The organism is Vitreoscilla stercoraria DSM 513 (genome assembly GCF_000382305.1).
Lineage (GTDB): Bacteria > Pseudomonadota > Gammaproteobacteria > Burkholderiales > Neisseriaceae > Vitreoscilla > Vitreoscilla stercoraria.
This window is the reverse complement of record NZ_KB908020.1, coordinates 208,311-222,013: the sequence shown is the minus strand read 5'-3', so window position 1 is coordinate 222,013 and position 13,703 is coordinate 208,311. Positions and strand designations below refer to the sequence as shown.

13 protein-coding genes are annotated in these 13,703 nt (G+C 41.3%); 11 read left to right on the top strand and 2 right to left on the bottom strand.

Going from position 1 to position 13,703, the window contains the following annotated elements; translation table 11 throughout:
• Positions 1 to 266 (top strand): IS30 family transposase (locus H150_RS0103665; RefSeq protein ID WP_019957698.1); only part of this gene is annotated, 266 nt, incomplete at its 5' end.
• 392 nt (positions 267 to 658) lie between these two features.
• Here H150_RS0103665 and lgt read toward each other — a convergent pair.
• Positions 659 to 1,519: a prolipoprotein diacylglyceryl transferase gene (gene lgt, locus H150_RS0103655; protein WP_019957696.1), complete on the bottom strand. Its 861-nt coding sequence runs from the start codon at positions 1,517 to 1,519 to the stop codon at positions 659 to 661.
• 285 nt (positions 1,520 to 1,804) lie between these two features.
• Between lgt and H150_RS0103645 the strand changes: the two genes are divergently transcribed.
• The 3 genes from H150_RS0103645 to H150_RS0103635 all read left to right on the top strand — a co-directional run bounded on the left by H150_RS0103645 (position 1,805) and on the right by H150_RS0103635 (position 4,963).
• Positions 1,805 to 2,590 carry a DUF2071 domain-containing protein gene (locus tag H150_RS0103645; RefSeq protein ID WP_026353440.1) on the top strand — a complete coding sequence of 262 codons (786 nt, stop codon included), beginning with the start codon at positions 1,805 to 1,807 and terminating at the stop codon, positions 2,588 to 2,590.
• Positions 2,591 to 2,750: 160 nt separating this feature from the next.
• Positions 2,751 to 3,017 (top strand): hypothetical protein, encoded by a 267-nt coding sequence (locus tag H150_RS0103640; RefSeq protein ID WP_019957693.1) that lies wholly within the window; start codon positions 2,751 to 2,753, stop codon positions 3,015 to 3,017.
• A gap of 602 nt (positions 3,018 to 3,619) precedes the next feature.
• Positions 3,620 to 4,963, top strand: a complete 1,344-nt coding sequence (locus tag H150_RS0103635) for a YjiH family protein (protein ID WP_019957692.1) — start codon at positions 3,620 to 3,622, stop codon at positions 4,961 to 4,963.
• A 175-nt stretch (positions 4,964 to 5,138) separates the two neighbouring features.
• Here the strand turns inward: H150_RS0103635 and H150_RS0103630 are convergent, their stop codons facing one another.
• Positions 5,139 to 5,711, bottom strand: coding sequence for an adenine phosphoribosyltransferase (locus H150_RS0103630; RefSeq protein WP_019957691.1), 573 nt, complete (start codon positions 5,709 to 5,711; stop codon positions 5,139 to 5,141).
• 189 nt (positions 5,712 to 5,900) lie between these two features.
• Between H150_RS0103630 and gmk the strand changes: the two genes are divergently transcribed.
• From gmk to rpoD, 7 genes are all read left to right on the top strand, one after another.
• Complete coding sequence (gene gmk, locus H150_RS0103625) at positions 5,901 to 6,512, top strand: guanylate kinase (RefSeq protein ID WP_019957690.1); 612 nt, start codon at positions 5,901 to 5,903, stop codon at positions 6,510 to 6,512.
• Between the two features lie 13 nt (positions 6,513 to 6,525).
• Complete coding sequence (gene rpoZ / locus H150_RS0103620; protein WP_019957689.1) at positions 6,526 to 6,732, top strand: DNA-directed RNA polymerase subunit omega; 207 nt, start codon at positions 6,526 to 6,528, stop codon at positions 6,730 to 6,732.
• Between the two features lie 10 nt (positions 6,733 to 6,742).
• Entirely contained in the window at positions 6,743 to 8,905 is a 2,163-nt protein-coding gene (locus tag H150_RS0103615) for a RelA/SpoT family protein (RefSeq protein WP_019957688.1), read from the top strand.
• Between the two features lie 232 nt (positions 8,906 to 9,137).
• A complete protein-coding gene (gene rpsU, locus H150_RS0103610) occupies positions 9,138 to 9,350 on the top strand; it encodes a 30S ribosomal protein S21 (RefSeq protein WP_019957687.1) in 213 nt (70 codons plus the stop codon).
• A 70-nt stretch (positions 9,351 to 9,420) separates the two neighbouring features.
• Positions 9,421 to 9,867 (top strand): GatB/YqeY domain-containing protein, encoded by a 447-nt coding sequence (locus tag H150_RS0103605; protein ID WP_019957686.1) that lies wholly within the window; start codon positions 9,421 to 9,423, stop codon positions 9,865 to 9,867.
• Positions 9,864 to 11,642, top strand: a complete 1,779-nt coding sequence (dnaG, locus tag H150_RS0103600; protein WP_019957685.1) for a DNA primase — start codon at positions 9,864 to 9,866, stop codon at positions 11,640 to 11,642. Before H150_RS0103605 ends, dnaG begins: the two co-directional genes overlap by 4 nt.
• Before the next feature lie 76 nt (positions 11,643 to 11,718).
• Positions 11,719 to 13,674, top strand: a complete 1,956-nt coding sequence (rpoD, locus tag H150_RS0103595) for an RNA polymerase sigma factor RpoD (protein ID WP_019957684.1) — start codon at positions 11,719 to 11,721, stop codon at positions 13,672 to 13,674.
• Positions 13,675 to 13,703 lie beyond the last annotated feature (29 nt).

Genomic DNA, 13,703 nt, shown 5'->3' with positions numbered 1-13,703 from the left:
ATGAAATGTCTAAACACCATCTTTTAACTGCTCAATGCAATATGTCTGTTTATTTCTGTGATGCTAGCAGTCCTTGGCAAAAAGGCACAAATGAAAATACAAATGGGCTTTTAAGACAATATTTACCCAAAGGTAAAAATCTTGGTCTTTATTCACAAGAACAATTAGATAAAATTGCTTTGCAACTTAATACTAGGCCGAGAAAAATCTTGGGCTTTAAAACACCTCTTGAGGTCTTTCAAACAGGTGTTGCGCTGACCGGTTGAATCCGCATCATTTATTTAAAGGGGGGATTACCCAGTATCAAATACAGGACGCACACATTTAACTAATATCTGTCCCGTATTTAAGCATCCGCTAGAAATACAGCACAATAAACATCAACCAATGCCATTGAATCAGTCAACAATATGGTACGCCATGCACAAACATAAAATTTTCTCTTCAAATAATTCAGCCTTGAAAAAATAAATTTTTTTATTTTTAAATGTCATGACTGTTACTCTTTTTTTACTTTAAATCTTCTATTGAAATAACAATACCGCCCATGAAAGACGGTATTGAGTGTCACGATAAATCAAATCGTTCGCTTTTATCATACAAATACAATGATATGAACGAATACTTGCTAAAGTAGAAATATCTAAGTCATATTTTCTTATTTGTGAGTTACCAAATGGTTTTTTTGTGCCCACATAAACAATGCAGCGCCTGCCACAATCATCGGCAGGCTCAACCATTGCCCCATAGACAATCCCAAGCCTAATAAACCCAAATGTGCATCAGGTTGACGAGCAAATTCAGCAATAAAACGGAACGTGCCGTAACCGATTAAGAAAACGGCTGAAATTTGTCCGACAGGGCGTTTTTTCTTGGCAAAAATCCACACGATGGCGAACAAACACAAGCCTTCTAAAGCAAATTGATACAATTGTGATGGATGGCGAGGCAAAGCGCCCAATTGATTGAACCATTGTGAGTATTGAAAATTGGTGGCAGCTATGGCTTGGTCGGCATAATGCGCTTGTGGAAAACCCATCGCCCAAAATGAATCAGGCGGTGTGACTCGTCCCCATAATTCACCATTGATGAAGTTACCAATGCGGCCTGAAGCCAAACCAGCTGGCACCATAGGTGTGATGAAATCCGTCACTTGCCAAAAACCCAATTGATGACGTTTAGCATAAACCAACATGGCCACCAACACGCCTAAAAAACCGCCGTGGAACGACATGCCGCCTTCCCAAACTTTGAAAATAGACAAAGGACTGTCGATGTATTGGGCAAAATTATAAAACAACACATAACCCAAACGACCACCTAAAATCACACCAACCACACCATAAGTCAGCAAATCATCCAGCATATCATTGGTAAGCACCGTATTGCCCTGTTTGATACGACGGCGACCCAAGAAAATGAACAAGGCAAACGCCACAATATAGCTCAATGCATACCAACGAATGGCAAACGGTCCAAGTTGCAGCGCAACAGGATCGAAATTAGGGTGCATCATCATAATGAATCAACTTTCTTATTGAAGATGGCATTATTTTAGCAAAAGAACGGTGTGTTGTTGCTCTACTTAAATTAATATAATTTCTGTATTGACAGAAATTTAAGATTAAAATAATATTGGCTGGAATTTATCGTGTTCAATCAAAGGGTCAAGTATGAAAGTACAATACTTTATGGACAAAGAACGTGGAATATTTCTTTTTCAAACGACTTATTTATCAGAGCAAGCGACCTTGATTAATATGATATTTACCAATGTCGATATCATGGAAAGCAAGGTGTTATGATGACTTTTCCGATTTTAAAATTTAAAGATTACCTACATCCTCGTCCTGAGCCTAAAAAAATAGATGTGTCATCTCATTTACAGCATTTTGCTTTGATTACTTACGCACTCAACCCTGAACGCTTCAAAGACATCATCCCACCTCGATTCAAACTCGACACCATTGAATACCAAGGTCAAACTATGGCGTTAATGTCGGTAGTGCCTTTTCATCATGTTGATTTTACCTCGGCAGTCTATCCTTTTGCCAAATTCAATATGGGACAGATTTATTACCGTGTCTATGTGATTGACCAACACACCCAAGAGCGTTGTGTTTGGTTTTTAGGCGCGGTTTTAGACTCTTGGACCTTAATTGTACCTCGTTACTTGTGGCAATTACCTTGGCATCCTGGCAACGTTCATTTCGAATGCAAGCAAAACACAGCAGGTTTATATGATGTTTATAACATGAATATGTCATCATCTTGGGGGTGTGCAGAGGTCAGTTTGACGCAAAATGAAGAGGATGAGTGGCAGTTTGAGGGTTTTCCTAATCAAGAAAGTTATCAGGTTTTTTTAACCCATCCTATGGCAGGGTTTTACCATCGGCGCGATGGTCAGTTGGGAACGTACAGAGTGTGGCACGACAAGCTTTGTCCTAAGCCCGCTCATTTGATTCATGTACGTTTTGAATTGCTCGAACGATTGCAATTACTAAGTTTTACCGAGCAACAAAATCCTTATAGCGTCATGATTGAACCCATCAACGCCTTCACTGTTTATTTACCACCAAAAGTGATTTGAGAAGATTACTGTTTAGATTATGTGTTTTGAAAATACAGTGGTCTGTATAGCCATATATAGTTTCCAAATAGTTAATAATTGTTTAATTAAAAGACTATATTTAAAACTATAGGTAAAGAATATAATTCAATCATACTTTAACAAACCTAGAGAAAATAAAATGAAAAATCTTTTTGTAACTGCTACTTTATTGACTTTGGTTAGCGTATCTTCTTTGGCTATGGCTGGTGTTGGCGAAAATCGCAATGCACCACAATTGAATCCACATGCACAAAGCAACCAGCAAATTGCCAAAACTGAAGTACCTATGAAAGAGGAAATTAAAACCAATCGATTGAATTCAAAAGAAATTAATCCAACTTTCACAGTCATTGGTGCCAATACATTCGGAACAGGTAGCGGCTATTCTGTTCGTGTTGACCATTAATGCTGTAAACTAGGTTCAATACCATAGCCCACTACAATCAATCGTAGTGGGCTAATTATTTATATATAAATATAATAAAATTTCATTTTAATCATCATCATTGAATCGACCATTTTGATTTTTTGGTAATTTGGCAAAAAATGTGCCTGTATATAGCTTTCCCAACCACCACTTTTACAGGCCGCATCGCTATATTGGCTTCATGTTTGCCAATCAACGTCAGATGAAGAGATGTCAAAACACTGTACTGCTGGATTTAAGATGTCACCCACATCTCATTCACACTCATCGCATCAACATTCATCACCATGATGACTAACAAACGGCTCAGTATCACTTCCAATGATGCTTTAAAATGGCAAGCCCTAGCTGAGATTGTTGATTCAACACAAAAATACCCTCTTAATTAAAAAATCATCTAATAAATACCTAATGATTAGAATGAAAAGCCTTGATATTTCATATCAAGGCTTTTTTTATCTTAAAAAATAATTCATTTGACATTTAAAATGCTTTCATAATATGCATCGTTGCGTGTGAAGATGCACCTATGTATTATCCTGTATATACAAGAATAGAAGACCAAAACATGGAGAGTATCAATGAGCGAGCAAAGTTTTGTTTCAAAAGGCAATAAATCCGCATCCAACGATTGGCTAAGTATCGCCAAAATTTTGTTTTTTAGCAGCATCGGTATTTTTTTGTTTTTTGTTCCCGTTTCAATAGGTGGCAAAGAAACCATCTTATTAGACCACGCCACCGGTGTTTTGACTGGTCCACTCAAACCTGTGGCCATCGCTGCTTTATTGGCTTTGATGGCTTACGGCGCTTTGAGCCCATTCATCCAAGGCACTTTCCGCCATTCTGTCAGCAATATGATTTTCAGCATCTGTAAGCTGTTGGGTTTGATTTTAGCCGTATTGTATTTGACAAATACCGCTCCTGCTTGGGCCATGCAAAAAGACATGTTGCCATTTTTATTTGACAAATTAGCGCTCAACGTCGGTATTTTGATTCCCATTGGCGCGGTGGCTTTGACTTTTTTAATTGGCTTTGGCTTATTGGAATTACTCGGTGTGATGATGGAGCGTTTGATGCGTCCTGTATTTCGCACCCCGGGTGCCTCTTCTATTGATGCAGTAGCTTCATTTGTTGGCAGCTATTCTGTTGGCATGCTGATTACCAATCGCATGTATACCCAAGGTCGTTATTCTTTGCGTGAGGCGATGATTATTGCCACAGGCTTTTCAACGGTGTCGGCAACATTCATGATTATTGTCGCCAAAACATTGGGCATCATGGCATTTTGGAATTTTTATTTCTGGAGTGCGTTGGTGATTACCTTTACAGTCACAGCAATTACCGCTTACATTCCACCTTTGTCTTGGCTGAACAATGATTCATCCAATCCCATGCCAGAGGCACCACAAGGCCAAGCTTGGGCATTTGCCAAAGCCGCAGGCATCAAACAATATCAAAGCAATCCTTCTATCGCGAACATGATGTGGGCGAATTTTTTAGATGGTTTGCGCATGTCCGCCATTGTCGCTCCTTCTATTTTGGCCATTGGTTTCATTGGTTTGTTATTGTCCAAATACACGCCGGTATTTGAATGGGTGGGCTTGGTGTTAAAACCGTTCATGTGGCTCACAGGCATTGAAGGCTTGGCACAACATAGCGGCTCTTTTGCGTCAGGATTGGCAGAAATGTTTTTGCCTGCAATCTTATTAAAAGATGCAGAATTTGCTGTACGCTACATTGCCGCCATCACTTGCATCAGCAGCGTGTTGTTTTTCTCAGGCAGTATTCCATGCATGTTGGCGACCCAAATTCCAATCAAATTTTGGCATTTATTGGTGATTTGGTTGGTACGCACTATTTTGAGCATTTTATTGGCCAGCGTGGCTTTGCGTTTGGGCTTGATGATGGGCTGGTTGGTCGCTTGAAATCCGTTTATATGACCAATCGTCTTAATGATTGCTCCTAAACACCCTTCCAAGCGTCCTGTAAACCTTTCAGGACGCTTAAAATGAGTTTCATATACCAAAAAAGCGTCTTGTAAATGTTTACAGGACGCTTTTAAATTTTCAATCAATATGATTGAAATATTTTCTCAGATAATTAGGCTTCAGGAGCCATATCGCCTTCACTTTGGCACAGACTAAACAATGGCACACCTGCTTCACGAATCAATTGACCACCAGGTAAATCACTAAACTCCAATACAGAAACGGCTTCAACCACTTCTGCATCCAAACGGCGAATCAAGTTAATACCTGCTTGCATGGTACCGCCCGTGGCAACCAAATCGTCTACCAACAACACGCGTGCACCTGGTTTGACTGCATCGGTGTGGATTTCCACACAAGCTTCACCGTATTCTAAAGCATAGCTTTCTGAAACCGTATCAAATGGCAATTTGCCTTTTTTGCGAATCGGCACAAAACCTACGTTTAATTGATAAGCCAACGCTGCACCAATAATAAAACCACGGGCATCCAAACCCGCTACCACATCGATTTTTTCAGACATATAACGGTAAACCAACAAGTCTACCAGTAAACGAAAGTGCTTCGGATCTTGCAAAATCGGGGTGATATCATGAAACAAAATACCCTGTTTGGGCCAATGAGGGACCTTACGAATGTTTTGTGCCAACGTCTCCGCGTCAAAAACCTCGGGATGTATCAGCATAGAAAATTCCTTAAATACTCTTTTTTAATTTTCCTATTATATATCTGTCTCAGATAAATTATAATGTGCAACCGCAACAATTCACCAAAACAAACACCCTAAATTACATTGTCCTAAAGTATCAAGCACAGTAATTTGCCGCAGTTGCTGGCTTAAGGCATAATTTGATTTTGGTAAGGATAATATAATATGACTGCTCCCAAACTGGGTCAAATTTACATCATTTCTGCCGCATCAGGCACAGGCAAGACCACCATTGTCGGTCAAGTCTTGAAAACAGACCCTAGTTTGCGTCTGTCTATCTCACACACCACTCGCCCTTCTCGCAATGGCGAGGTGCATGCTCAAGACTATTATTTTGTTTCTGTTGACGAATTCAAATCACTCATTGCCAAAGGTGAGTTTTTAGAATACGCTCAAGTTTACGATAATTTTTATGGTACCAATGCCAATGTGGTGCGAAACTTGCAGGCACAAGGTTTTGATGTCATCTTAGAAATCGACATCCAAGGCGCGACGCAAATTCGTGACATTTTGCCTGACGCTATCAGTATTTTCATCGCACCGCCAACGATGGCGGAACTGGAACAACGCTTGGTTGGTCGAGGTACCGATAGCGAAGAAGTAATCGCTAAACGTCTGGGCAAAGCCCGTTTTGAAATCGACCAAGCACGGTATTTCGACTATATTGTTATCAATGATGATTTGAACCGTGCGTGTAGTGATGTATTGAGCATCATGCAATGCTTGCGTTTGACTCGTGACAAACAATTACCCTTTATCCACAATTTATTAAAATAGAAAGGCCTCTATCATGGCTCGCGTAACCGTTGAAGATTGCGTTCCTCGCATCCCTAACCACTTTTTGTTGACTTTGACTGCCTCAACCCGCGCCCGCCAATTGGCTCACGGCGCCACACCTTTGGTTGAAGAAACTGGTAAACACAAACCGACTGTGATTGCTTTGCGCGAAATTGCTGCAGGTCAAATCGGTGTTGAGCTTTTGGATCGTCAGAAATAATAAGGCTATTATGAAGAAATACGTTGGCAAAGTTCCTTTTGATGCTGTTTCACAAGAGGCAAAAGACAAATTGATGCAAGCGGTTGAATATTTAAAGCCCGATGAGGTAGCTTTAATTGAAAAAGCCTGCGACTTTGCCAACGATGCCCATGTTGGTCAAACCCGACAAAGCGGCGAAGCCTATATTACGCACCCTATTGCAGTAGCGACCGAATTGGCTTATTGGCATATGGATGCAGTCAGCATCGCTGCTGGCTTGATGCATGATGTGCTAGAAGACACTGGCACCACCAAACTGCAATTGGCTGCGGAATTTGATGACACCATCGCTGATATTGTCGATGGTTTATCAAAATTAGAAAAATTGGAATACTCTAGCAAAGAAGAACATCAAGCAGAAAGTTTCCGCAAAATGATTTTGGCGATGATTCAAGACATTCGCGTCATCATCATCAAATTATCAGACCGTTTACACAATATGCGCACTTTGGGTGCTGTTGGCCCTGAAAAACGCCGTCGTATTGCCAATGAAACCTTAGAAATTTATGCTCAACTGGCCAATCGTATTGGTTTGAATGAAGTCTATCGTGAATTACAAGATTTGGCATTCAAAAACTTACACCCTAATCGCTATAAAGTATTGACTCGTGCTCTAGAAGCCTCACGCCGTAATCGCCGCGATGTGGTTGGCAAAGTATTGACCACTTTCAGTAAAAGCTTGGTCTCTTTCAATATTGAAGCCCAAATCAAAGGTCGTGAAAAAAACCTGTTCAGCATCCATCAAAAAATGATTGATAAAAATCTACATTTTGCTGAGGTAATGGACATTTATGGCTTCCGTGTCATCGTTAACAATGTTCCTATGTGTTATGCCGCATTAGGCGCCTTACACAGTATTTACAAGCCTAAACCAGGCAAAATCAAAGATTACATCGCTATTCCCAAAAACAATGGCTATCAAAGCTTGCACACGACACTGGTCGGCCCATATGGCTTGCCGATTGAAGTACAAATTCGTACCCGTGAAATGGACGAGATTTCTGAAGGTGGCGTTGCCAGCCATTGGATGTATAAATCTGCAGGTGCATCTTTTGACACCGCATCTATGCGTACCCATCAATGGATGCAAAATATTTTGGCTTTACAAGCTGAAAGTGCCAATGCCATTGAGTTTTTAGAACACGTCAAAGTCGATTTATTTCCAGACGAAGTGTATTTGTTTACACCTAAAGGCAAAATTATTGTGTTGCCACGCGGTGCGACACCTGTTGATTTCGCTTATGCAGTTCACACTGATATTGGTAATCATTGCGTTGCTGCCAAAGTCAACAACAATATGGTACCGCTACGTACCGTCCTGAACACAGGCGATTCAATTGAAATTATTACCTCTAGCAAATCCAATCCAAATCCTGCTTGGTTGAATTTTGTGGTCAGTGGTCGCGCTCGCAGTGGTATCCGCAATTGGATTAAAACCATGAGTCGCCATGATGCAGTCATCCTAGGCGAAAGCTTACTTAACAAGGCTCTGGTTAGTTTATTACCAAAACAACTGCTGTTATCTGATAGCTTGCGTGAAACATATTTACAGCATTTGGCAAGTAAAAATACCACTTTTGAAGACATATTGTATGAAGTCGGTATGGGTCGCTTATTGCCAGTCGTCGTTGCCAAAGATTTGGCTCAATTAGCAGGCGAGCATATTACGCAAATCCAAACCATTAGCCCTGTCAAAATTTACGGCACTCAAAATGGCAATATTCATCTAGCCAAATGCTGCCGACCTATTCCAGGAGACAGCATCCGTGCACAATTGGTTGAAAATAAAGGCATTGTGGTACATCGAGAACAATGTCAAGTCATCTTAGAAGCCGATTCTGATCACCAATTGCCTGCCAATTGGGATTTACTCGAAACAGAACAACTCTATCCTGTTTTACTTTTGGTCAATGCCCGCGACAAACAAGGTTTACTGGCCGCTCTGGCCACTGCTATTGCAGGGCAAGGCGCCAATATTCAATCTGTTGAAACACCCTCTACTACGATTGATGGGGGTATTGAAGGCTTTATTGAATTCAAATTCCGCTTAGAAGTTAAAACAGCGCAGCATTTAGAGCAAGTCTCTAAAGCAATGGAACAAATTCCACAGGTTAGACGTGTCAGCCGTTGCTAAAATCTCAAAAATAGCATGCATATGGCAATCTTATTTGACAAACACACCCAAGCACATTAAAATATTCAATCTTATTTGAAACGTTTTAGTGGGTTTGGGGGTGATTTTTCAGTGGCAATGCCTCTAAGGCTGCCAAAACAGTGTGTTTGATAAGCTCAAGCCACAATCACTTTATGTAGTTTAAGTATTACTTATTTAGTAGTTTTATTTTTAAATTTAAGGAATATCCCGAATGCCAGCTATTCGTGTAAAAGAAAACGAGCCATTTGAAGTTGCGATGCGTCGCTTTAAACGCGGTGTAGAAAAAACAGGTTTATTGACTGAGTTGCGTGCGCGCGAAGCTTATGAAAAACCAACTACTGAACGCAAACGCAAAAAAGCTGCAGCGGTTAAACGCTTGCAAAAAAAATTGCGCAGCCAAACTTTGCCTCCAAAATTGTTCTAAGATACAGTTTTTAGAAAACACCGCAGCTTACTGCGGTGTTTTTTCCATTGCGCTTAATTAAGGATGAATCATGCAAGCCAAAGAACGTATTTCCCAAGACATGAAAGACGCGATGCGCGCCAAAGAAGCCAATAAATTATCAACCATCCGCATGTTGTTGGCTGCTATTAAGCAAGTAGAAGTGGATGAACGCATAGAGGTTAGTGATGACAGGGTAATGGAAATTGTCATCAAAATGATCAAACAACGCCAAGACTCTGTCAAAATTTATCGTGACAACCACCACAATGAAGCAGCAGACAAAGAACAAGCAGAAATCGATTTACTACAACAGTATTTGCCTGCTCAACTCAGCGATGTAGAAGTACAAGCAGAAATCCAAGCTGCAATTGCGGCCGTAAGTGCAACATCTATGGCTCAAATGGGTCAAGTCATGGCCATCGTAAAACCAAAATTAAATGGTGTTGCTGATATGGGGAAAGTGTCCAAATGGGTTAAAGATGCACTTAACTCATGATTCCTAGTGATTTTGTAGACGAATTATTGCAAAAAGTGGACATCGTTGACGTCATTGACGAAGCGGTGCCACTGAAAAAAGGTGGCCAAAATTATTTGGCCTGCTGTCCGTTCCACAAAGAAAAAACCGCTTCGTTTACTGTCAGCCCAAGCAAACAGTTTTACCATTGTTTCAGTTGTGGTGCCCATGGCAGCGCTATCGGTTTCATGATGGAATACCATGGCTTGTCATTTGTCGATGCCGTCGAACGCTTGGCTGAACGTGTGAGTTTACATGTACCACATGTCAACAATGGACCTGCCGTCGACCCTAGCATCAAAAAAGCCAAACAAGAAAAAAAACTTGCCTTACAAGATACCACACGCATTGCAGCCGACTATTATGCCCAGCAATTGCCCCAATACCCTAGAGCCAGTGCTTATATTGCCAAACGTGGTTTGAATGCCCAAACCATAGAACAATATCAAATTGGTTATGCACCCGATGCTTGGCAAGCTTTACAGGACGCTTTCAAACAAAATTATGTCCATCCTTTGCTTGAAGAGGCGGGTTTGGTCATTGCCAAAGAAGACAAACGTTACGACCGCTTTCGTGACCGTCTGATGTTTCCCATTCGCAATGCCATTGGTCAAGTAATTGGTTTTGGTGGTCGAGTCTTAGACAAAGGCGAGCCCAAATACCTTAACTCTCCAGAAACGCCATTGTTTGACAAAGGCAGTGAATTATACGGTTTGTTTGAAGGCAAAGCCGCCATCAAAGAGACCAGTCGCGTGCTGGTGGTAGAAGGCTATATGGATGTCGTCGCACTGGCTCAACATGGTGTAGGCTATGCCGTTGCCACATTGGGCACCGCCACCTCCGCCACTCACATCAAAACATTGATGCGCCACAGCGATAAATTGTATTTTTGTTTTGATGGTGACCAGGCAGGACACAAAGCCGCTTGGCGTGCCTTAGAAAATGCTCTGCCTTTGCTCAAAGATGACAAAGCATTGTCTTTTCTATTTTTACCTGATGGCGAAGATCCAGACAGTTATATCAGCCAACACGGCAAACAAAGCTTTGAAAGCTTACTGATAGAAAAAAGCCAGCCCTTATCAGAATATTTGTTTGCCAAACTGTGTGCGCCTTTGGATTTAAATCAACGTGAACACCAAGCTCGACTAGCACAACAAGCCAGCGGCCTAATTGAACAAGTCAAGAATGCCCCTGCTCTGAGCTTACTCATGAAGCAAAGCCTGATGCGTTTAACTGGATTAGATCGTCATGATTTAGCCAGCTTAATGGGTGAATCAACCAAGAATATTCCTATCAAAGCAAAAAGTTATCGCTTACCCAGTATGCCAGCGCAAGTGATTAGTCATTCATTGGTACAAAATCAAATCATGTGGCTCTTGATAAATCCCAATTGGGCCTCATATATCGATTTACCCGATTATTGGCCTTTACAAGATGATTATGCATGCTTAGCTGACTTGGCCGATACCATAAAATCAGCACCACAAAGTATGAATACTGTGCATATTCTAGAATCGATGCGCGGAAGCATCCATGCTGATACCATTAATCAACTGATGCGACATGCTTCACAAAATATGGATAATTTTGTTTATCGCAGTCCTGAAGACGAACAAGGTTTTCAGGACGGCATGCAAAAGCTGTACAAAGAATTGAAAGCGCAACAAATTCAAAATTTGTTAGCAAAAAGCAATACAGTAGGTTTGAGTGATGATGAAAACCGTTTGTTAGTGGCGCTTATTAGCGGCAAGCCATAATTTGGCAACCTAAACCAAACAATACGCTTAACACATTACTTAATATAGTCTTCCAAACCTTAGCTTTGAGAAAAACATGGCAAACAACAACCCTAAAAAACAAGAGATTGATCAAGACAATCAAGATGATGCGCCATTGAGTGTTGAAGAACAACGCGCACGTTTGCGTCAACTGATTATTCTTGGAAAAGAACGTGGCTACATCACGTATGCCGAAATCAATGACCACTTGCCTGAAGATGTGTCTGATTCAGATCAAATCGACAACATTGTCAGCATGATTTCAGGCTTGGGCATCCAAGTTACCGAAGAAGCACCAGATGCAGACTCTTTGTTAATGAGTGATGGTGCCACAGGTGTTACCGATGAAGATGCCGTTGCCGAAGCCGAAGCGGCGTTGTCTAGCGTTGATTCTGAATTTGGTCGCACGACCGACCCTGTGCGTATGTACATGCGTGAAATGGGTCAAGTTGATTTATTGACGCGTGAAGACGAAATCATCATCGCCAAAAAAATCGAACGTGCTTTGCGCAATATGATTGAAGCTATCAGTGCTTGTCCTTCAACCATCGAAGAGATTTTAGGCCTAGTAGAAAGAATTCGCACTGAAGAAATCCGTGTGGATGAAGTCGTTGAAGCCTTGATTGATCCAGAAGAGGAAGAAGCGGCCTTAAACGCCATTGCTGAGAGCGTGAACAACGATACTTTGGTTGAGGAAGACGCAGATGAAGACACAGATGAAGACGAAGACGAAGACGAAGATTCTGTTGAAGATGCCGATGCGATGGCAGGCGCCAATTTAGAAGAATTGCGTCAAAACACTTTGGCTCATTTTGAGTTGGTTAAAACCAAATTTGAAACCATGATTGCTTTGTTAGCAGCCAAAGGTAGCCAAAGCGCAGAATATTTGGCCGCACGCCAAGCCATCACCGAAGACTTGTTAAAAGTACGTTTTGCCACCCGTCAAATTGAAAGCTTGTGCGAAAGCTTGCGCAAACGCGTAGATACCATTCGCCAATTGGAACGCGGTATTCGTGATATTTGCGTCAACCACGTTCGCATGCCGTTCGATTACTTCCGCGAGAATTTTGCAGGTAATTTAACAGATATTCAATGGGTAGAAAAAGAATTAAGTCGCAATAATAAAGACTGGAACCAAGCCTTAGAACGCTTCAAATTTTCTATCATTGAGAAACAAAGTAAATTATTAGATTTACAAGAAGAATCACGCTTGTCGATTGATGAACTCAAAGACATCAACAAAGAAATGGCACGTGGCGAACGTGAATCTGCTGCAGCCAAGCAAGAAATGATTCAAGCAAATTTGCGTTTGGTCATTTCAATTGCCAAAAAATACACCAACCGTGGTTTGCAATTTTTAGACTTGATTCAAGAAGGTAATATCGGCTTGATGAAAGCGGTAGATAAGTTTGAATATCGTCGTGGCTATAAATTCTCAACTTATGCGACATGGTGGATTCGCCAAGCCATTACCCGCTCGATTGCCGACCAAGCCCGTACGATTCGTATTCCGGTTCACATGATTGAAACCATCAATAAAATGAACCGCATTTCACGCCAATACTTGCAAGAAACAGGCGAAGAACCTGATTCTGCAAAATTAGCCGAATTAATGGAAATGCCTGAAGATAAGATTCGCAAAATCATGAAAATCGCCAAAGAGCCGATTTCTATGGAAACACCTATTGGCGATGACGACGATTCACACTTAGGCGATTTCATTGAAGATGCCAACAATGTTGCACCTTCTGATGCTGCTATGTATTCAGGTTTGCGCGAAGTGACCAAAGAAGTTTTGGAAAGCTTGACGCCACGAGAAGCCAAAGTATTGCGCATGCGTTTTGGTATTGACATGAATACCGATCATACTTTGGAAGAAGTCGGTAAACAGTTTGATGTCACCCGTGAGCGTATTCGCCAAATCGAAGCCAAGGCTTTGCGTAAATTACGTCACCCTACTCGCTCAGAACGCTTGAAAAGCTTCTTAGACAGCGAAGAAAACAAGCAATAATTGTTTTAAGGGCTTTTAATCCAGCGGCA